At 64.3% G+C, this 19,014-nt stretch carries 17 protein-coding genes; 7 read left to right on the forward strand and 10 right to left on the reverse strand.

Features of this window, described 5'->3' with window-relative positions:
- Positions 1–184 precede the first annotated feature (184 nt).
- Entirely contained in the window at positions 185–1,654 is a 1,470-nt protein-coding gene (locus ACVIGB_RS28970; protein ID WP_456720082.1) for an FAD-dependent monooxygenase, read from the forward strand.
- Positions 1,655–1,828: 174 nt separating this feature from the next.
- Here the strand turns inward: ACVIGB_RS28970 and ACVIGB_RS28975 are convergent, their stop codons facing one another.
- From ACVIGB_RS28975 to ACVIGB_RS28985, 3 genes are all read right to left on the reverse strand, one after another.
- Entirely contained in the window at positions 1,829–3,454 is a 1,626-nt protein-coding gene (locus tag ACVIGB_RS28975; protein ID WP_456720081.1) for an FMN-binding glutamate synthase family protein, read from the reverse strand.
- A gap of 907 nt (positions 3,455–4,361) precedes the next feature.
- A complete protein-coding gene (locus tag ACVIGB_RS28980; RefSeq protein ID WP_456720080.1) occupies positions 4,362–5,231 on the reverse strand; it encodes a patatin-like phospholipase family protein in 870 nt (289 codons plus the stop codon).
- A 249-nt stretch (positions 5,232–5,480) separates the two neighbouring features.
- The gene (locus tag ACVIGB_RS28985; protein WP_092119813.1) at positions 5,481–6,254 is read right to left on the reverse strand and encodes a ferredoxin--NADP reductase; all 774 of its coding nucleotides are present in this window, start codon (positions 6,252–6,254) and stop codon (positions 5,481–5,483) included.
- Positions 6,255–6,551: 297 nt separating this feature from the next.
- Here ACVIGB_RS28985 and ACVIGB_RS28990 point away from each other — a divergent pair, with 297 nt between their 5' ends.
- The gene (locus ACVIGB_RS28990; protein ID WP_456720079.1) at positions 6,552–7,487 is read left to right on the forward strand and encodes an ATP-grasp domain-containing protein; all 936 of its coding nucleotides are present in this window, start codon (positions 6,552–6,554) and stop codon (positions 7,485–7,487) included.
- A 33-nt stretch (positions 7,488–7,520) separates the two neighbouring features.
- On the opposite strand, the gene ACVIGB_RS28995 is transcribed toward ACVIGB_RS28990, so the two are convergent.
- The 3 genes from ACVIGB_RS28995 to ACVIGB_RS29005 all read right to left on the reverse strand — a co-directional run bounded on the left by ACVIGB_RS28995 (position 7,521) and on the right by ACVIGB_RS29005 (position 8,845).
- On the reverse strand, positions 7,521–7,721 hold the full coding sequence (locus ACVIGB_RS28995; protein ID WP_092119819.1) for a hypothetical protein: 201 nt from the start codon (positions 7,719–7,721) through the stop codon (positions 7,521–7,523).
- Between the two features lie 26 nt (positions 7,722–7,747).
- Positions 7,748–8,116: a response regulator gene (locus tag ACVIGB_RS29000; RefSeq protein ID WP_456720078.1), complete on the reverse strand. Its 369-nt coding sequence runs from the start codon at positions 8,114–8,116 to the stop codon at positions 7,748–7,750.
- Between the two features lie 471 nt (positions 8,117–8,587).
- Positions 8,588–8,845, reverse strand: a complete 258-nt coding sequence (locus ACVIGB_RS29005) for a hypothetical protein (RefSeq protein ID WP_456720076.1) — start codon at positions 8,843–8,845, stop codon at positions 8,588–8,590.
- 50 nt (positions 8,846–8,895) lie between these two features.
- Between ACVIGB_RS29005 and ACVIGB_RS29010 the strand changes: the two genes are divergently transcribed.
- The gene (locus tag ACVIGB_RS29010; RefSeq protein WP_456720075.1) at positions 8,896–9,123 is read left to right on the forward strand and encodes a hypothetical protein; all 228 of its coding nucleotides are present in this window, start codon (positions 8,896–8,898) and stop codon (positions 9,121–9,123) included.
- Positions 9,124–9,254: 131 nt separating this feature from the next.
- Here ACVIGB_RS29010 and ACVIGB_RS29015 read toward each other — a convergent pair whose 3' ends face one another.
- Positions 9,255–10,211, reverse strand: coding sequence for an amino acid ABC transporter substrate-binding protein (locus ACVIGB_RS29015; protein ID WP_456720074.1), 957 nt, complete (start codon positions 10,209–10,211; stop codon positions 9,255–9,257).
- Positions 10,212–10,223: 12 nt separating this feature from the next.
- A complete protein-coding gene (locus ACVIGB_RS29020; RefSeq protein ID WP_456720073.1) occupies positions 10,224–11,513 on the reverse strand; it encodes a dicarboxylate/amino acid:cation symporter in 1,290 nt (429 codons plus the stop codon).
- A gap of 319 nt (positions 11,514–11,832) precedes the next feature.
- Between ACVIGB_RS29020 and ACVIGB_RS29025 the strand changes: the two genes are divergently transcribed.
- Positions 11,833–12,834 (forward strand): NADP-dependent oxidoreductase, encoded by a 1,002-nt coding sequence (locus ACVIGB_RS29025; RefSeq protein WP_456749245.1) that lies wholly within the window; start codon positions 11,833–11,835, stop codon positions 12,832–12,834.
- 177 nt (positions 12,835–13,011) lie between these two features.
- Here the strand turns inward: ACVIGB_RS29025 and ACVIGB_RS29030 are convergent, their stop codons facing one another.
- Both ACVIGB_RS29030 and ACVIGB_RS29035 read right to left on the reverse strand, forming a co-directional pair.
- Entirely contained in the window at positions 13,012–16,182 is a 3,171-nt protein-coding gene (locus tag ACVIGB_RS29030) for an efflux RND transporter permease subunit (RefSeq protein WP_456720072.1), read from the reverse strand.
- A gap of 10 nt (positions 16,183–16,192) precedes the next feature.
- A complete protein-coding gene (locus tag ACVIGB_RS29035; RefSeq protein WP_456720071.1) occupies positions 16,193–17,395 on the reverse strand; it encodes an efflux RND transporter periplasmic adaptor subunit in 1,203 nt (400 codons plus the stop codon).
- 203 nt (positions 17,396–17,598) lie between these two features.
- Between ACVIGB_RS29035 and ACVIGB_RS29040 the strand changes: the two genes are divergently transcribed.
- The 3 genes from ACVIGB_RS29040 (at position 17,599) to ACVIGB_RS29050 (ending at position 18,955) form a co-directional block, all read left to right on the forward strand.
- Positions 17,599–18,372 (forward strand): cysteine rich repeat-containing protein, encoded by a 774-nt coding sequence (locus tag ACVIGB_RS29040; RefSeq protein WP_456720070.1) that lies wholly within the window; start codon positions 17,599–17,601, stop codon positions 18,370–18,372.
- 39 nt (positions 18,373–18,411) lie between these two features.
- Positions 18,412–18,633: a cysteine rich repeat-containing protein gene (locus ACVIGB_RS29045; protein WP_092119845.1), complete on the forward strand. Its 222-nt coding sequence runs from the start codon at positions 18,412–18,414 to the stop codon at positions 18,631–18,633.
- Positions 18,634–18,742: 109 nt separating this feature from the next.
- On the forward strand, positions 18,743–18,955 hold the full coding sequence (locus ACVIGB_RS29050) for a hypothetical protein (protein WP_229169023.1): 213 nt from the start codon (positions 18,743–18,745) through the stop codon (positions 18,953–18,955).
- The last annotated feature ends 59 nt before the right edge of the window (positions 18,956–19,014 follow it).

Consider the following 19,014-nt stretch of genomic DNA (forward strand, 5'->3'; position numbering starts at 1 on the left):
GCAATTGCGCACTAGGCCGGGACGACATTGAATTTGCCGCGCCGCTCTTCGCAATGATGTCTCGGGATCGGTTCGATAGAGCAAAGGCCCTCTCCCCACTCAGATATATGTAGACCCCCCGGGCTTGCCGCAAGCCCGGGGTCATCCCGTAGAACGCGCGCCCAATCGAACGGAGGAGTGCGGGATGCGGGAACATGCTGTGGTGATTGCCGGCGGAGGGCCGACCGGGCTGATGCTGGCGTGCGAGCTGGCGCTGGCCGGTGTCGATGTTGCGATTGTCGAGCGGCGCGAGAATCCGGACCTGATCGGCGCGCGGGCGGGCGGTCTGCACGCGCGCACCATCGAGGTGCTCGACCAGCGCGGCATCGGTGACAGCTTCGTCGCGCTGGGGACGCGCCATCCGGCGGTGCTGTTCCACTCCCATCTGGTTCCGCTTGAGATCAGCGACTTCCCGACCCGGCGCAATTTCACGCTGGGGCTGCGGCAGAACCATATCGAGCGCGTGCTCGGCGAATGGGCCGAACAACTGGCGGTGCCGATTGATCGCGGACGCGACGTGACCGGCTTCACGCAGGACGACGATGGCGTCGACGTCGCGCTGTCGGATGGCGAGGTGCTCCGCACACGGTATCTGGTCGGCTGCGACGGCGGCCGCAGCATCGTCCGCAAGACGGCCGGCATCGAATTCGCCGGATGGGATCCGACCAGGAGCTGGCTGATCGCCGAGGTCGAGATATCAGACGAACCGGAATGGGGCTTTCGCCAGGACGACGCCGGCATCTATGCCATCGGCAAGGTGGAAGACGGTGAACGGGTGCGGCTCGTGCTGACCGAGCGGCAACTCGGCACCGACAGGGAACCGACCCTGGGTGACGTCAGCGAGCGGCTGGTCGCGGTGTACGGCACCGATTTCGGCATCCACAGCCCGGTCTGGATATCACGCTTCACCGACATGACGCGGCAGGCCGTGACCTACCGCAAGCAGCGCGTGCTGCTGGCCGGCGATGCCGCCCACGTGCATCCGCCGATGGGCGGACAGGGTCTCAATATCGGCGTGCAGGACGCGGTGAACCTGGGCTGGAAGCTCGCCCAGGTGGTCAAGCTGACATCGCCGGACGGCCTGCTCGACACCTATCAGGCCGAACGGCATCCCGTGGCGGCCCGCGTGCTGCGCAACACCATGGCGCATGTCGCGCTCAGCCGGACCGACGCGCGCAGCAAGGCGCTGCACGAGATCGTCTCCGAATTGCTGCGCATGGACGAGCCGCGCCGAAAATTCGCCGCGATGATGTCTGGCCTGGACCTGCACTACGATCTCGGTGATGGCCATCCGCTGCTCGGACGCCGCATGCCCGATCTCGATCTGGTGACGACCAGCGGCCCGCTGCGGGTCTTCGCGCTGCTGCACGGCGCGCGGCCGGTGCTGCTCAACTTTGGCGAGCCCGGCGGCTTCGACATCACGGGATGGGCTGACCGGGTTCAGCTGGTCGACGCCGATTACGCCGGCACGTGGGAGCTTCCCGCGCTCGGAACGGTTGCGGCGCCCGGCGCGGTGCTGGTCCGGCCCGACGGCTACGTGGCGTGGGTCGGAGACCGGAGTCAGTTGGGCCTCGCCGAGGCGCTGACCAAATGGTTCGGCGTGCCAGCTGCGTGACAAGATAGGGCCCCGGCGTTGGCAGCATCGCGACCGCGTCCCCTCTCCCGCTTGCGGGGGAGGGTTAGGGTGGGGGCTCTCTCCGCGTGTCACATCGTGGAGAGAGCCCCCACCCGCCGCGCTATGCGCGGCGACCTCCCCCGCAAGCGGGAGAGGTGAACCGAAACCGCGCCTCTATCCCGCTGGCTGGAACGAATCCGCGCGCGCCATTGCCCAGGCGTCGCGGAAGCGGGGATCCTGGGTGCCTTCGAGCAGTTCGCCCGGGCGCAGCGCCGGATAGAGCTGTGCGAAGGTGCGGACGTCGGTGGTCGAGCTCCGCTGCGAGAAGTGGATCGGGCGCAGATCCTTGGTGTGCTCGAGGCCGGCGGCCGCGAGCAGCTCGGTCAGCGCGTGCAGGGTCGAGTGGTGGTAGTTGTACACGCGCTCGATCTTGTCGGGCACGTAGAGCGCGCGGTTGCGGATCGGGTCCTGCGAGGTGACGCCGGTCGGGCAGCGATCGGTGTGGCAGCTCAGGGACTGGATGCAGCCGAGCGCGAACATGAAGCCGCGCGCCGAATTGCACCAGTCGGCCCCGATCGCCATCGCGCGCGCCAGGTCGAAGGCGGTCGCGATCTTGCCGGAGGCGCCGATCTTGATGCGGTCGCGCGCGCCGATGCCGATCAGCGCGTTGTGGACGAAACTGACGCCCTCGCGCATCGGCATGCCCAGATGGTCCATGAACTCGAGCGGCGCGGCGCCGGTGCCGCCTTCATTGCCGTCGACCACGATGAAGTCGGGATAGAGCCCGCTCTCCTTCATCGCCTTGCAGATCGCGAGGAATTCCCAGGGATGGCCGATACACATCTTGAAGCCGGCCGGCTTGCCGCCGGACAGCTTGCGCATCTGCGCCACGAATTCCATCATCTGCAGCGGCGTCGAGAACGCCTTGTGATAGGCCGGCGAGATGCAGTCCTCGCCCATCGGCACGCCCCGGATCTTGGAAATCTCCTCGGAGACCTTCGCGGCCGGCAGCACGCCGCCATGGCCGGGCTTGGCGCCCTGGCTGATCTTGAGCTCGACCATCTTGATCTGGTCGTCGCCCGCGACGCTTGCGAACAGCTCTGGATTGAAGGTGCCGTCGCGGTTGCGGCAGCCGAAATAGCCGGAGCCGACCTCCCAGATGATGTCGCCGCCCATCTCGCGGTGATAGGGACTGACGCCGCCCTCGCCGGTGTCGTGGGCGAAGCCGCCTTTCTTGGCGCCGGCATTCAGCGCCCGCACCGCGTTCGGGCTGAGCGCGCCGAAGCTCATCGCCGAGATGTTGAAGACCGAGGCCGAATACGGCTTGGTGCAGTCGGGGCCGCCGATCGTGATGCGGAATTTCTGGTCGGCATGCGGCTTCGGCGCCACCGAGTGGTGCATCCACTCATAGCCCTCGCGATAGACGTCCTCCTGGGTGCCGAACGGCCGCTTGTCGAGCACCATCTTGGCGCGCTGATAGACCACCGCGCGGGTGTCGCGGGAGAACGGCATGCCGTCCTTCTCGCTCTCGAAGAAGTACTGCCGCATCTCCGGGCGGATTTCCTCGAGCAGGAAGCGGACATGCGCCGAGATCGGGTAGTTGCGGAGCACCGCATGGTTCTTCTGCGTCAGGTCGCGGATGCCGAGCAATGTCAGCGCACCGAAGATCGCCAGCGGGACCACAACGATCTTGAAGACCTTGTGGTCGAAAATCCCGACCAGCAGCAGCAGTGCAGTGACGACGGCGCAGATCGTCAGCACGATGAAGCGTGGCGAGAACGGAAGCAGCATCGTATCCATCAAATCCCTCCGGTCTGCCTTGAATACCCTGTCGGCCGTAAGCTAATCCAACTCGCGGAACAAGTGCACTACGGTTATACGGCCGAGCAGTCACAGATGTGACAACCGCCCGGATGGGCGGGTACGGCACCAGTCAAATTGAAACGAAATCGCCTTTTGCAGTGCAACGCAGTGGAGCTCCACAAAGACTGCGCCCCCTCCCCCGCTTGCGGGCAGGGCGCACTGCCAAAATATCGAAAACAACCCCATGCAAAGTAGCTGGCGGACACGGCAACTTGACTCGTCGGGCAAATCAGCGGCATTCTTCCATTATCCAGAAATCGTACAGACGCTCGCGGCTATCGCATATGGGAAAGCCCTGCCGCGTCACTTCCCTGCGGCCATCCTTCGAGACGCCCGCCATTGAGTCCGCGGCCCCCTCCACACGTCGTCCCCGCCTAATGCGCAATTGCGCACGGGAGCAGGGACCCATACGCCGCGGCGGACCTTGTTGCAGGGACTCGTCGTTCCAGGATCGCCCAACAATTAGCATTTGTGGTTATGGGTCCCTGCTCCGTGCGCAATTGCGCACTAGGCAGGGACGACGATGAGGACGGTTCGCGATTCAAGGCGTCACACCGCGCGGTGTCATCACCCGCGCAGGCGGGTGATCCAGTATTCCAGAGACTGTAGTGCTTGAATCGAGGAGCCGCGGCGTACTGGATCGCCCGGTCGAGCCGGGCGATGACAGCGGTGGACGACGATATGCGTCCTGTTTCGCGCCCGCGCCTAAACTGTAGATCCTCATGGTGAGGAGCGCCGCTTGCGGCGCGTCTCGAATCACGAGGCCTAGCACCTGCGCGGCCGGCGAAGACGCATATGCGATTGCCTGCGCTTGCGGGGGAGTGAGGAGAGTGCACTGTTCGTATCAATGGTCGTGCGGCCGCATTTCGTGAGGGATATGCCCCGCCTTCAGGACGTCGCTGGCGAGCCACGCGTTGGTGGTGTCGAGGGCGCGGGCGATATGATCGGATGTCCGGGAGAAATCGTAGGGCGAGCCGACCAGCGGGCACAGCGGCGGCACCACGAAATACTCGACGTCGGGACCGATATTCTCGAGCTCGTTGACGAGCTGCCGCGCGATCAGCAGCGTCAGCGCATGCAGCGCATTGGCGAGCGCGCCGACCGGCGGCGCCTGGTTGGCGCAGGCATGCCCGGTCGGCAGCACGATCAGGCGCTTTGCCCCTTGCTTCACGGCCACGCGGACCGGCGTGTTGCTGGAGATCGCGCCGTCGGCGAGGTAGTGATCGCGGTAATGTACCGGCGTGAATGCGCCGGGGATCGCGGTCGATGCGACGATCGCTTCGGCCGCCGAGCCCTCCGACAGCACCACGCTGTCGCCGCTGATGATGTCCGTCGTGACGATGTGGATCGGGAGCCGCGCGTCCTCGAGATTGCGGAACGGGATGTAATCGTCGATCAACTTGCGGACGCCGTCATGCGAGATCAGGAAGTCGCGCCGCCACAGGAAGCCCACCAGCGTCCGCCAGCTTACCGGAAACACATCCTGCCGGTTCAGGCCGCGCCAGATCTCGGCCAGCCGCGCCACGCCCGAGACCGTCGGGTCGCCGGCATAAAACGCGCCGTTCAAGGCCCCGACGCTGGAGCCGACCACCATGTCGGCGGCCACGCCATGCGCGGCCAGCGCCTGCAACATGCCGACCTGGACCGCGCCAAAGCTGCCGCCGCCGGCGAACACAAAGGCGGTCTTCGGGGCATCCGGATCGGTGATGGACAAGGTGCTGCTCCCTGGATCGCCGCGTTCAGGAAACGGCTGCGCGACGTTGCGGGCGTTATAGCAGTCGGGGATTGGACGGCGCCACAAGCACCATCGTCGTCCCGGCCTAGTGCGCAATTGCGCACAGGAGCCAGGACCCATAACCACAAATGCAAAAGGCTGGAGCTCGATGGGGCCCCAGCCTTCGTCCAAGCAGCAACGGTGGATATGGGTCCCGGGTCGCGCTTCGCTTGCCCGGGACGACAGAGATCAGCGCTCGACGAACGCCTTCTCGATCACGAAGTGACCGGGGGTGTTGCCGCTGCCTTCCTTGAAGCCGCGGGTCTCGAACAGCTGCTTCAGCTCGTCCAGCATCGCCGGGCTGCCGCACATCATGATGCGGTCGGTCTCGATGTCGAGCGGGCCCTGATGCAGGTCGGTGAACAGCTGGTTGGAGGTGATCAGGTCGGTGATGCGGCCGCGATTGCGGAACGGCTCGCGCGTCACGGTCGGATAGTAGGAGAGCTTCTCCGACAGCAGCGGCCCGAACAGCTCGTCGTCGCGCAGCTTGGCGACCAGCTCCTCGCCATAGGCGAGCTCGGAGACCTGGCGGCAGCCATGCACCAGCAGGATCTGATCGTAGCGATCGTAGACCTCGGGGTCCTTGATCAGGCTCGCGAACGGCGCAAGGCCGGTGCCGGTCGACAGCAGCATCAGCCGCTTGCCGGGAATCAGATTGTCGGTGATCAGCGTGCCGGTCGCCTTGCGGCCGACCAGGATGGTGTCGCCCTCGCGGATCTTCTGCAGCTTGGAGGTGAGCGGGCCGTCCTGCACCTTGATCGAGAAGAACTCGAGCTCTTCCTCGTGATTGGCGCTCGCCATCGAATAGGCGCGCAGCAGCGGGCGGCCATCGACCTCGAGGCCGATCATGGCAAACTGGCCATTCTGGAAGCGGAAACCGGAATCGCGGGTGGCCCGGAAGCTGAAAAGCGTATCGGTCCAGTGCTGGACAGAAAGAACCTTCTCTCGATAGAACGCGCTCATGGGTTTTCGTTTTCTCGACTGATCAGATTTAGAATGATTTGATTTCTAGACTGCTCGCGACGGCGCTGAAGTGGCCGAAATCATTGAAGATCCCGCGTGTCCATTGCGCCAATGCATGAGATAGTCAAGATCAACTGGCGTGCAATTGCGATCTCAGAATGGCAGTCGTTCGATTTCGCGCAGAGGTTCAGCCACGACATCGTTAACACGTGGTGCTGCAGGTAATTTACTTGCTGAGATCGGCACCGATCTGGCAATTAATTGCTACGAAAACCGCGGTGAAGGGAAAATGATCTCGTGGTCCTGATCAGCCAGCGAATCTTCCTGGAAACCATCAAAAAATATTGTTTGGCGCGCTCCATTGCCGTCGAGGTGCGGTCCGGCGGCTGGCTGGTCATCATGACCAAGGGCGACGCGCGGCGGCTTGCGATCGGCTACGACATCGGGCTGAACAGCGCAGTCGCGCATCAGGTCGCCAACGACAAATCGGCCTGCGCCGAAGTGCTGGCATCGGCCGGCATATCAACCGTTCCGCACAGCCTGTTTCTCGGCAGCAAGCTCAGCAAGCACATCCCCGGATCGGACTCGCTGGATGCGATGCGGCTTTTGCTCGCGCAGCATCCGCACGGCCTCGTCGTCAAGCCGAATGAGGGGACATCCGGCGAGCTCGTCTTCCGCGTCACGACGCTAACGCAGCTGGAGACGGCGGTCGCCCGCATCCTCACTGCGCATCCGAGCCTTGCGATCTCGCCTTACGTCGAGATCAAGGACGAGGTGCGCGTCGTGTTGCTCGATGATCGCGCGTTGATCGTCTACGGCAAGACGCGGCCGTCGGTGGTCGGCGACGGCGTCCACTCGCTGCGCGCGCTGGCGGAGGCGACCGCGACGGCCGAACAACTGAAGGCCCTCTCCGAGGACTTCGATGCCGCTGCGCTCGACGCCGTTCCGCCCGCCGGCGAACGGCTTCTGCTCAACTGGCGGCACAATCTCGATGCCGGTGCCGAGCCGGTGCTGCTCACGGATGGTGTGACGCGCGACGCCTGCGTCGCGCTCGCGATCAAGGCCGCGCAGGCCGTCGGCATCCGCTTCGCCTCCATCGATGTCGTGCACGTTGATGGCGCGTGGCAGGTGCTGGAAGTGAATTCGGGCGTGAAGATGGAAGCGCTGGGCCGCTGCCATCCGGCGCTGGTCGAGGCGGCGTATTCGGCGGCGCTGGACGCCGTGTTCGCGTAAGCGACGTGCGACGCGCTTGCCTTGAGCCCCCGATCATTCTCGCGGGTGCTCTTTCTCATAGGCGGCGACGATCAGTTCCGATTGCTCGACCTGTGCGGTGAGGCGGTCGATCTCGGCTTGCGTCTCCGGAAACACGTCAGCGCCTGCCGCATTTCCGGATTGCAACTCCGCGAGCAGTTCACGATTCCTCGTGATCTGCTCGCGGTGCCAATCGATTTCGGGATCGTCTTGCATGGGTCTGTGTCTCGATCGGCCAGGAATTACGACGCAAGCTCGCGCAGCAGAGTGGATGGATAAACCGGTTTGGCAAAGAATTTGACGCCGTCAGGCAGATCGCTGGGCGGCGCCAGGCCCGAGATCACCAGCACGCGCACTGCCGGATCGCAATCCAGCGCCCATTGTGCGAGTTCGATGCCGTTCATTCTGCCCGTGAGCTTGATGTCGGTGACCAGCAGTGACGGGTGACGCATCTTGATGGCAAGCGCAGCCGTCTCGCCGTCTTCGCATTGGATGACGTCGAAATGCCCTTCCTTCAACAACAACGCAATCATGTCGCGCTGGATCGTGTCGTCTTCGACCACAATTGCGGTTTGGTGAATTGACCTCGTGTAGCCCATGGCAACCTCCAAACGGTCAACCCCAGTGTTCAATGACTGAGGACGCTTAAAGTTCTGGTTCCGGACTCGATAACCGGCGGGTTCCGGCGGACGTTTGCAAGTTCCGAGCGGAACAACATTCGAGGTTACCGCGTCATTGATGAGAGACGAGCCGGATGGTTCGGACCTGGGGACAGGAAGTCGTGCCAGGAGGCAAAGCTGATGAAGAACGCTGTACGCTCGGATCAGGATTTTTCTGAACCCTACAAAAGCCGACGCGGCGGCTGGCGCGCCCAGCTATCTATCCTCTCGACGACGGGTCGAAGACCCGGTCCCGAATGCCAATGACATGCGGCATCAGGCGATGGAGCGAGAGACGACCGGTTCGCCCGGCGCTCGCCTGCCGCACGATATCGTTTCCGAGATGGAAGCAGAGCTCAAGCAGCAGGTCGATCGGCTGGCCGCGGAGCGACACTAGCTGGTGAAGCGACGAGTTCGCAGCCTTCAATAGCGGAATCTCGCCTGCCGATGATGCTCCAGAGATCGCGGCGCGGAAACGCGAACCAGGATGCCCGCCGGATCAATGGAGTTTTGATGGGAGCGATCCTTGGACGCGCGATCTTCCAGGTCATGGTTGTTCTGGCGGCGGTCGGCATCGTTGCCCTCGCTTCTATGGCGGTCCACGGCGGCTACGCGCGTGCGGCAGTACAGCTTGCCGCAAAATTCTCGCCGCCATTTTGATCCATTCAGCGGCTTGCTCATCCCGCTCAAGGGAGTACGCTGATGCGGATTAATCGATCCGGATACAGATTATGCGCAAACTTGTTTTGAGCTTCCTCGCCGTCACGGCGTTCGTCGCCGCCTTCAATCCTCCTCCTGCCAACGCCGTGTTCTGGCGCGGCGTCACCGCCCCGACGAACATCGACATCCACGGATATCCGATCATCAAGGAGCCGCCGCCGAGCACATGCCAGTTGATCCATGTGAACGGATTCTGGGTCCGGCAGTGCCTGGATTTGTCGCATCGCTATTGGCGATGAACGAAGTTGCGGTTCGTCGGCACGGTTCGGGACCGCTTGGAAAGCCGCGCGCGTTGCGCAAGACCCCTCACCCGGATTGCGTCTGCAACGCAATCCGGCCTCTCCCGCAAGGAGAGAGGCCGGACTTCAGGCTAGTTCGCTCCGCCCGCAGAATCGTCGAGCGCCTTGAAGGCGTCTTCGAGCTGCGGTGAGAGCGCGACGTTGAGCTTCTCGCCGGTCGGCAAGCGGGCGACGAACCACTTGTTGTAGAGCGGGATGATGTCGCGGTTCGAGGCGAGCTTGCGGAAGGCGCGCTCGACCACGTCCTTCATCTGCGGCTCGCCCTTGCGGTACATGATGCCGTAGGGATCGTAGGACAGATAGTCGCCGGTGACGCGGAATTTATCCTGCGACTTGTGCCGCGCAATCAGGCCATAGAGCAGGATGTCGTCGGTCGCGAACGCATCCGCCTTGCCGTCCACCAGCATCTGGTAGGACTGCTCATGGTCGCCGGCGGTCACGATGTTGAGGCCGAGCTGTTGCTTGGCGTCGACATTGTGCATCGCCTGCTCGTTGGTGGTGCCCTTGGTCACCACCACCGTCTTGCCCTTCAAGTCGGCGACCTGGTTGACGCCGGAGGCCTTCGGCACCATCAGCTTGGTGCCGGCCACGAACATCAGCGGCGAGAATGCGACCTGCTTGCCGCGCTCGGCATTCGCCGTGGTCGATCCGCATTCGAGATCGATCTTCTTGTCGACGACCGCCGGAATGCGGTCGTCGGAGGTGACCTTGACGTAGTCGACCTTGAGGCTGGCGTCGTCGACCTCGGCCGCGATCTCGTCGACGATCGCATCGCACAGCTCGAGGCTGTAGCCGATCGGCCGGTTGGAGTGATCGAGGAACGAGAACGGCGGCGAGCTTTCGCGATAGCCGATCCGCACCGTGTGCGTGGCCTTGATGTTGGCGAGCGTGGGGCTGAGCCCCTCGCCCGCCGGCTGTGCGGACACCGGTCCGATCAGCAGGCTTGCCGCCAGCAGACATGCTGACAGCAGGCATGTCGACAGGAGAGGCGCCTCAGCCCGTATCGGCCTCCAGCGGGCGCGATGCATGCATCCCTCCCGTTAATGACCGGCCATCACGGCGCCGGGCACCGCATCCTGCGGCACCGCGTCGTCGGGCCCGAGCTCGTGCTCGGCCTTCAGCTCGCCTTCCCACTTCGCGACCACGGCGGTGGCCAGCGAGTTGCCGATCACGTTGGTGGCGCTGCGGCCCATGTCGAGGAAGGTGTCGATGCCCATGATCATCAGCAGGCCGGCCTCCGGGATACCGAACTGCGACAGCGTCGAGGCGATCACCACCAGCGACGCGCGCGGCACGCCGGCCACGCCCTTCGAGGTGATCATCAACGTCGCCAGCATAGCGAACTGCGTGCCGAGCGACATCTCGATGTGGTAGGTCTGCGCGATGAAGATGCTCGCGAAGGTGCAGTACATCATCGTGCCGTCGAGGTTGAAGGAATAACCGAGCGGCAGCACGAAGGCCGAGATCCGCGAGGAGGCGCCGAACCTGTTCAGCCCCTCCAGCGTCTTCGGATAGGCCGCCTCCGAGGAGGCGGTCGAGAACGCGATCATCAGGGGCTCGCGGATCAGCCGCAGCAAATGGCTGTAGCGCGGCCCGATCACGACGAAGCCGACCATCACCAGGATGCCCCACAGGATCAGCAGCGACAGATAGAAGCCGCCCATGAAGACGATCAGCTTCCAGAGCACGCCGAGGCCGTTCTTGGAAACGGTCGCCATGATGGCGGCCCACACCGCGATCGGTGCGAACAGCATCACATAGCTGGTGACCTTGAGCATGATGTGGGCGAGATCGTCGATCAGGCTCATGATCGGCTTGGCGCGCTCAGGCATGGCGCCGAGCGCCACCGCGAAGAACACCGCGAACACCACGATCTGCAGGATCTCGTTCTGTGCCATCGCATCCGCGATCGAGGTCGGGATCAGATGGGTCAGGAATTTCTCGATCGAGAAGGCCGAGACCGGCAGGCCGGTCGACTGCGCCTTGTCGGGCAGCGTGCCGGGGAAATTGGCGCCGGGCTGCAACAGGTTGACCATCACGAGGCCGAGCAGCAGCGAAACGAAGGAGGCGGAGACGAACCAGCCCATGGTCTTGGCGAAGATGCGCCCGAGCTTGGCGCCGCTTCCCATATGGGCGATGCCACCGACGAGGGTCGCGAACACCAGAGGCGCGATGATCATCTTGATCAGGCGCAGGAACAGCATAGCGATCAGGTTGACGTCGGCTGCGATCTCGGCGCGGCTGTCAGGAAAGTAGTTGAAGACAATCGTTCCCATTGCGATGCCAAGGACCATCGCAAGCAGGATGTATTGCGTAAACCTGTTCGACATTCTCTTACCCCCGTAAGTTCCCGGCGAAGGGCAAGTGTGGCAGATTTACGCAGCTACGCAACACGCTTCGCGCCGAGCGGGACTTTGCCGATCTGTTCCCGTTGTGGAATGCCAGCGCTGGGACTAGAGCCTTTTCCGTTCCGATGAATCGGAACGGGGGCTCTAGATTCATGTTTTGACGCATTTTCTTTACGCGAACCGGTTTCCACTTCGCTCGAAAATGCTCTAGCGTTCGTGCAGCGCACAATCTGTGCAACACGCTGCGCGCGTCGCAGTCAAACTGCATGCGAAACGACCAACGCGAGGGGAGACACCGCCAATGAACGACACCGTCAATCGCCAGATCCTGCTTGTTGAAAAGCCGACCGGCAAGCTCGGCCCCGAGCATTTTCGCCTCACCAAGGGCACGGTCCCCGCGCCGAAAGACGGCGAGGCGCTGGTGCGGACGCGCTACATCTCGCTCGACGCCGCCAACCGCGCCTGGATGCACGGCGCCACCTACCGCGCTGCGGTGGAAGCCAACACCGTGATGGCCGGCGGCGGCATCGCCGAAGTGGTGGCTTCGAATGACCCGAGCCTCAAGCCGGGCGATATCGTGTTCGGCGACACCGGCTGGCAGGACTATGCCGCCGTGCCCGCCAAGCACCTGGCCAGGATGCCGAAGCTCGAGCCGATGACGCATCTGCTCAGCGTCTATGGCATTGCCGGCCTGACCGCCTATTTCGGCCTGCTCCATGTCGGCAAGCCGAAGGAGGGCGAGACCGTGGTGGTGTCGGCGGCCGCCGGCTCGGTCGGCTCGATCGTCGGCCAGATCGCCAAGATCAAGGGCTGCCGCGTGGTCGGCATCGCCGGCGGCAAGGACAAGTGCCATTGGCTGACCTCGGAGCTCGGCTTCGACGCCGCGGTCGATTACAAGGACGGCGCCACCTACAAGGCGCTGCGCGCAGCGGCGCCCAAGGGCATCGACGTCTATTTCGACAATGTCGGCGGCGACATCCTGGAAGCCTGCCTGGCGCAGATGAACAATCGCGGCCGGATCGCCTGTTGCGGCGCGATCTCGCAATATGACGGCGTGCCCTCCGCGCACGGCCCGCGCGGCGTGCCCGGCCTGATCGTGGTGAAGCGGCTGATCATGCAGGGCTTCATCGTGATGGACTACATGGACCAGCGCGATGCCGCGCTCGCCGACCTGCAATCCTGGGTCGCCTCGGGCAAGCTCAAGGTCCAGGAAGACGTCATCGACGGCATCGAGAACACCCCGCAGGCGCTGATCGGACTCTTGGCCGGCGAGAACCGCGGCAAGCGCATGGTGAGGGTGTAGCCATCTTTCTTACCTCTCCCCGCTTGCGGGGAGAGGTCGGATCGCATCGCAAGATGCGATCCGGGCGAGGGGGTACAGGTCTCGCAACTCGCACCGCCTGGCGGAGGGAGCCCCTCACCCCAACCCTCTAAGAGCGAGCTTCACTCGTCTCGACCCCGCAAGAGCGGGGCGAGGGAGTCAATGCACCGTGCCTGACGCCTGCGGTGCGGCTTGCGGCGCGGGCGCCTTGCCTTTCTTCGCCTTGCGCCAGTTCTCGAAATTCTGCACCACGACGAAGAACGCCGGCACGAACAGCACCGCGAGGCAGGTCGAGGCGATCATGCCGGAGAACACGGTGATGCCGATCGACTTGCGGGCGTTGGCGCCGGCGCCGGTCGCGAGCACCAGCGGCAGCACGCCGAGGATGAAGGCGAACGACGTCATCAGGATCGGCCGGAATCGGGCGCGGGCGGCGTCGATCGCCGATTCCAGCACCGGCTTGCCGTCGCGGATGTGATGCTCGAGCGCGACCTCCACGATCAGGATCGCGTTCTTGGCCGACAGCGCGATCAGGAGGATGGTGCCGATCTGGGTGTAGAGATTGTTCTCGATCCGAAGCAAGGTCAGCACCAGCATGGGCCCGAGCAGCGACAGCGGCACCGCCAGGATCACCGAGATCGGCGCGTACCAGCTCTCATATTGTCCGGCGAGCACGAGGTAGACCAGCAGCAGCGCCAGCGCGAACACGAGGTAGATCTGGCTGCCGACCTCCTTCTCCTGGTACGACATCGCCGTCCACTCATAGCCGGTCCCGGGCGGCAGCGTCTTCGCGGCGATCTCCTCCATCAGCGTCATCGACTGGCCGGAGCTGTAGCCCTGCGACGGCAGGCCGATGATGGTCGCGGACGGATAGAGGTTATAGAGACTGATCAGCGACGGCCCGACCGACGGCGTGATCTTCGCCACGGTGCCGAGCGGGACCATGTCGCCATTGCTGTTGCGCACCATCATGTTCTCGATGTCACGCAGCGTCAGGCGGTATTGCGCATCGGCCTGGGTGTAGACCTGGAAAGTGCGGCCGAACTTGGTGAACTGGTTGACGTAGCTCGCACCGAGATAGGACGACAGCGTCGAGAAGATCTGGTCGGTGGTGACGTGCAGCGTCTCGGTCTTGACGCGGTCGACCTGGACGTCGAACTGCGGCACCATCGAGCGGAACGACGATTGCACCCGCTGCAGCGCACTTTGGGTCTGCGCATTGCCGACGACGGCGCCGGTGACCGCCTGCAGCTTGCCGTAATCGGCGTTGCCGTCACGGAGCTGCACCTGCATGGCAAAGCCGGCGGCATTGCCGATGCCCTGGATCGGCGGCGGCGGTATCACCAGGATCCGCGCCTCCGGAATCACCGCAAGCTTGTCGTTGAGGCCGTAGACCAGCGAGCGCAGATCCTCGCCGGGGCCGCGCGCGCCCCAATCCTTGAGGATCACATAGGCGACGCCGGCATTGGCGAGGCTCGACGAGTTGTCGAGCGCGGAGATGCCTGCGATGGCGACCACCTGCTCGACACCCGGCGTCTTGCGGGCGATCTCGGTGACCTGATCGAGCACCCGCTGGGTGCGATCGATCGCGGCACCGTCGGGCAACTGCACCGCGGCCAGCAGGTAGCCCTGGTCCTCGATCGGAATGAAGCCGGTCGGCACCCGTGACAGCCCGTAGCCGGCAATTCCGATCAGGATCAGCGCGACGAGGACCGAGGTCTTGGCGTGGCCGGCAATGCCGCCGATCATCCGCGTGTAGCCCCGCTCCACCCGGTCATAGACCGCGTTGAAGCCGCGGTAGAAGAAATTGCGCTGCTCCGGCGGCACCGGCGGGCGCAGCCACAGCGCACATTGCGTCGGCTTCAAGGTCGCGGCATTGACGGCGCTGAGCAGCGCGGTCGCCGCGATCACCAGGGCGAATTGCGCGTACATCCGGCCGGTCAGCCCCGGCAGAAAGGCCGCCGGCAGGAACACCGAAATCAGCACCAGCGTGATGCCGACGATCGGCGCGAACAATTCGTCCATCGCCTTGATCGCGGCATCGTGCCCGGACATGCCGCGCTCGATATTGTGCGCAGCACCTTCAACCACCACGATGGCGTCATCGACCACGATGCCGATCGCCAGCACGATTGCAAACAGCGTCGAGAGATTGATGGTGAAGCCGAGCGCGGCCATCGCCGCGAACGCGCCGATGATGGTGACCGGCACCGTGGTCGCAGGCACCAGCATCGCCCGCCAGTCCTGCAGGAAGACGAGGATCACCACCAGCACCAGCAGGCCGGCCTCGATCAGCGTCCGGTAGACCTCGTCGATCGAGGCCTGGACGAATTTGGTGGTGTCGAACGGCGTGTCGTACTTGATGTCCTGCGGGAACTGCCTGGCGAGCTGCGCCACCTTCTTCTGCACTTCCTTCTCGACCTGCAGCGCGTTGGCGCCAGGCGACAGGAACACGCCGATGCCGGTGGCCGGCTTCTGGTTGAGCGAGAACACCTGGCTGTAGGTCTGCGCGCCGAGCTCGACCGAGCCGAGATCGCGGACACGGATGACGTCGCCGACATTGCCCGTCTTGACGATGATGTTCTCGAACTGGCTCGCATCATCGAGCCGGCCGTTGACGTTCAACGTATACTGGAACGCCTGCCCCTGCGGCGCGGGCGGCGCACCGACCTGACCTGCGGTGACCTGCTGGCTCTGCTGCTGGATCGCCTGGATGACGTCCTGCGGCATAAGCCCGCGTGCCTGCAGCTTGTTCGGATCGAGCCACACCCGCATCGAATACTGCCCGGCGCCGAACACGGTGACGTTGCCGACACCAGGCAAACGCGACAGCTCGTCGCGAATGTTGATGGTGGCATAGTTCGACAGGAACAGGCTGTCGTAGGTCTTGTTCGGCGAGGTCAGCGTCACGAACAGCAGGATCGAGGTCGACCGCTTCTGCACCGTGACGCCCTGGTTCTGCACCGCGGTCGGCAGTTGCGACAATGCCGAGGAGACGCGGTTCTGCACCAGCACCTGCGCGAAGTTGAGGTCGGTGCCGATCTTGAAGGTCACCGTCAGCGTATAGGTGCCGTCGGCGCCGCTGTAGGACTGCATGTAGAGCATGTCCTCGACGCCGTTGACCTGCTGCTCGATCGGCAGCGCCACGGTGTCGATCACGGTTCTTGCCGACGCGCCGGGATAGCGCGTCGTTACCTGGACCGTCGGCGGCACCACATCGGGATATTGCGCGACCGCAAGATTGAACAGCGCAACGCCGCCGATCAGGATCATCAGGATCGCGATGACGTTGGAAAGAACCGGCCGCTCGATGAAGAATTTCGAGATCATGGCGCGCCCCTCACTTGGCCGGTGCCGGCGTCGCGTCGCCCTTCTGCATCTGCGGATCGACCTTCTGCCCGGGGATCGCGCGCAATAATCCGGCGGTCACGACGCGATCATCGGCCTTCAGCCCGCTCTCGATGACGCGCAGGCCCTCGTCGAGCGGACCGGTCGTCACCTTGCGCTGCTCGACCACATTGTCGGCATTGACCACCAGCACGTAGCGGCCGGCCTGGTCGCTGCCGATCGCAACATCCGGCACCAGCAGCGCATTGTCCTGCTTGTCGATCGGCACGCGAACGCGGACATAGAAGCCGGGTAGCAGCACGCGATCCGGATTGGGCACCAGGCCGCGGACGGCAAGCGTACCGGTCGACTGACTGACGGTCGGCGAAAGATAATCGAGCTTGCCCTTGTGCGGATAGCCGGTCTCGGTCTGCAACCCGACTTCGATCGGCAACTGCCTGAGATCGTTGAACGTCATGCCGCGGCGGCGCGCCTCGTCCCGCACCCGCTGCACGTCCTGCTCGTTGACGTTGAAGTTCACATAGATCGGGTCGAGCTGCACGATGGTGGCAAGCTGGGTGGGCGAGGCCACGCCGACCAGCTCGCCGACCGAGACCAAATGATTGCTGACGATGCCGTCGAACGGCGCGGCGACGTTGGTGTAGCCGTAATTGACCGCGGCGATCTTGGTGTTGACCTGGGCCTGTTGCAGATTGGCCTGCGCGTTGTCCCGCGTCGAGGTCGAGGTTTCCAGCGTCGCCTGCGACACCGCCTGGCGCTGCACCAGATCCTGCTGCCGTTTGTAATCGGACTCCGCCTGCTTCAGCGTCGCCTGCGCGCCGACTTCGGCCGCCTGCGCCTGCTCCAGCTTCAGCTTGTAGGTCTCGGGCTCGATCGTGAACAGGGTGGTCCCCTCCTTCACCGGCGAGCCGTCCTGATAGTTGATCGACTGCAGAAAGCCCTGCACGCGCGCGACCAGATCGACGGTCTTGATCGGCGCGGTGTTTCCGGTGGCGTCCAGATAGCGCGTGATGGCGCGCTGCACCGGCGGCGCGACTTCGACCTTGGGCGGCGGCGGCGCAACAAAACTGTTTTGCTCGCAGGCACTTAAACTGACAAAGGCCGATACGACGAAGGCGATGCGCGGAAGCGGCGCATTTCGCAGCCGCACAAAATCGCTCTGACTGAAATGTGCCGATGCGCGCGCATGCCTCATTTCGAGCCTCGGTTCAAATGACTTAATTCAAAGACGTCGTGGCGAGCAAAGAATTCGCCTGCGTCATCCATAGCAACAATCCGCTTGCAGCGGAACTCGAAAGCGAAAATGATGGCGCTCGCCGAGGTTGTTACGACAAGACTTTTTCAGAACGCAATTCAGTTGAGCCGGAAGCTTGCGGCCCGACGAGAGGATTTATTCAAATGATCAACGCGTTGACACGTGCAACGAGGCTCTCCGCATGGCTCGCGCTTGCGGCACTGATGAGCACCGCACCGGCCTTGTCGCAGGCGCCGACCCAGGCGCAGCGCGACGCCATCAAGTCGCAATGCCGCAACGATTACATCGCACACTGCTCCAGCGTTCCGCCCGGCGGCGAAGCGTCACTGCAATGCCTGCAGAAGAACATGGCAAGCCTCGGGCCTGGCTGCGCCAGCGCCGTGAAGGCCGTGGAAGCACCGGCCGCTGCTCCCGCAGCAGCCAAGACCGACGCGGCTCCGGCGGCGACGGCGGCCAAGCCCGCGGAGACGGCGGCACCGAAGGCCGCGGCAGCAAAGCCAAGCAGCGCACAGATCTCCGCGATCCGCAGCGCCTGCCGCTCCGATTATCCCAAGGTCTGTGCGGGCGTGCCGACCGGCGGTGCGCCGGCGCTGCAGTGCCTCGAGAAGAACAAGGAGAAGCTTTCGCCGGCCTGCGAGAAGGCCGTGGCGGCCGCCGGCGGCGGTGGCGCCGCGGGTGCCGCGACAACGGCAGCACCGGCCGCGGCTCCGGCGGCAGCACCAGCGGTGATCGCGTTGCGGCCGCTGCGACCGCGCGAAGAGATTTTCGTGCTGCGTTCGGCCTGCGGCGCCGACGTCCGCTCGATCTGCGGCGGCGTGCAGCCGGGCGGCGGGCGGATCGTGCAGTGCCTGGCGACCAATGCCGGCTCGCTGTCGCCGGCGTGCCGCGATGTGCTGGCGCCGTTCGCAGCGCGGTGATCCTGTTGTCACGCGACTGATCCGAAAAGGGAGCGATCGATGCTGCGTCTTGTCCTGACCGCCGTTCTGCTTTGCGGCTCAACCGCCGTCTACGCCCAGGAGCTGACATCGGCGCAACGCGACGCCTGCATGGGCGACTATCAGAAGTTTTGCAAAAGCGTGACGCCCGGCGGCGGGCGCATCATCGCCTGTCTTGCCAAGGAGAGCGACAAGCTGACGCCCGCCTGCAAGAAGGTGCTGGCGGCAGCGGAAAAGAAATAGCCGCGCAGGCGGTGAGACGATAGGTGCCCGGTGATTTGCCAGGCACGGAGCCGCAGCACCTTGTCGTCATCCACAGGCCAACCAACCTCACTCCGGGAGAGGGAATATCGTGCGCTCATTATTGCTGATCGCTGCGGCCCTGCTGTCCTTTGCCGCGACCATGACCTTCGAGTCCTCCGATGCCAACGCCGTCGTGTGCGGGCGCGGCCCCTATCGTGCCGGATGCGCCGGCCATCGCGGCGCGGTCGTCGTCCGCAAGCCCGTCGTCGCCGGCTGCCGCTGGGTGTGGGTCGGCGGGGTCAAGGTCCGCCGCTGCTACTGAGCCGTTCGCGGCCACGCTTCTGGTCACCGCGCGCATTTTCCCTCTGGCGTTCCCGCCAG

This window comes from Bradyrhizobium sp. USDA 4341 (assembly GCF_054063755.1).

Coding starts and splice junctions, on each gene's coding strand:
- ACVIGB_RS29040 (WP_456720070.1), top strand. CDS start 17,599: ATGATCAACGCGTTGACACGTGCAACGAGGCTCTCCGCATGGCTCGCG.
- ACVIGB_RS29045 (WP_092119845.1), top strand. CDS start 18,412: ATGCTGCGTCTTGTCCTGACCGCCGTTCTGCTTTGCGGCTCAACCGCC.
- ACVIGB_RS29020 (WP_456720073.1), bottom strand. CDS start 11,513: ATGTCGAACAGGTTTACGCAATACATCCTGCTTGCGATGGTCCTTGGC.
- ACVIGB_RS28995 (WP_092119819.1), bottom strand. CDS start 7,721: ATGCAAGACGATCCCGAAATCGATTGGCACCGCGAGCAGATCACGAGG.
- ACVIGB_RS28985 (WP_092119813.1), bottom strand. CDS start 6,254: ATGAGCGCGTTCTATCGAGAGAAGGTTCTTTCTGTCCAGCACTGGACC.
- ACVIGB_RS29015 (WP_456720074.1), bottom strand. CDS start 10,211: ATGCATCGCGCCCGCTGGAGGCCGATACGGGCTGAGGCGCCTCTCCTG.
- ACVIGB_RS28970 (WP_456720082.1), top strand. CDS start 185: ATGCGGGAACATGCTGTGGTGATTGCCGGCGGAGGGCCGACCGGGCTG.
- ACVIGB_RS29010 (WP_456720075.1), top strand. CDS start 8,896: ATGCGCAAACTTGTTTTGAGCTTCCTCGCCGTCACGGCGTTCGTCGCC.
- ACVIGB_RS29005 (WP_456720076.1), bottom strand. CDS start 8,845: ATGAGCAAGCCGCTGAATGGATCAAAATGGCGGCGAGAATTTTGCGGC.
- ACVIGB_RS29025 (WP_456749245.1), top strand. CDS start 11,833: ATGAACGACACCGTCAATCGCCAGATCCTGCTTGTTGAAAAGCCGACC.
- ACVIGB_RS29035 (WP_456720071.1), bottom strand. CDS start 17,395: ATGAGGCATGCGCGCGCATCGGCACATTTCAGTCAGAGCGATTTTGTG.
- ACVIGB_RS28975 (WP_456720081.1), bottom strand. CDS start 3,454: ATGGATACGATGCTGCTTCCGTTCTCGCCACGCTTCATCGTGCTGACG.
- ACVIGB_RS29030 (WP_456720072.1), bottom strand. CDS start 16,182: ATGATCTCGAAATTCTTCATCGAGCGGCCGGTTCTTTCCAACGTCATC.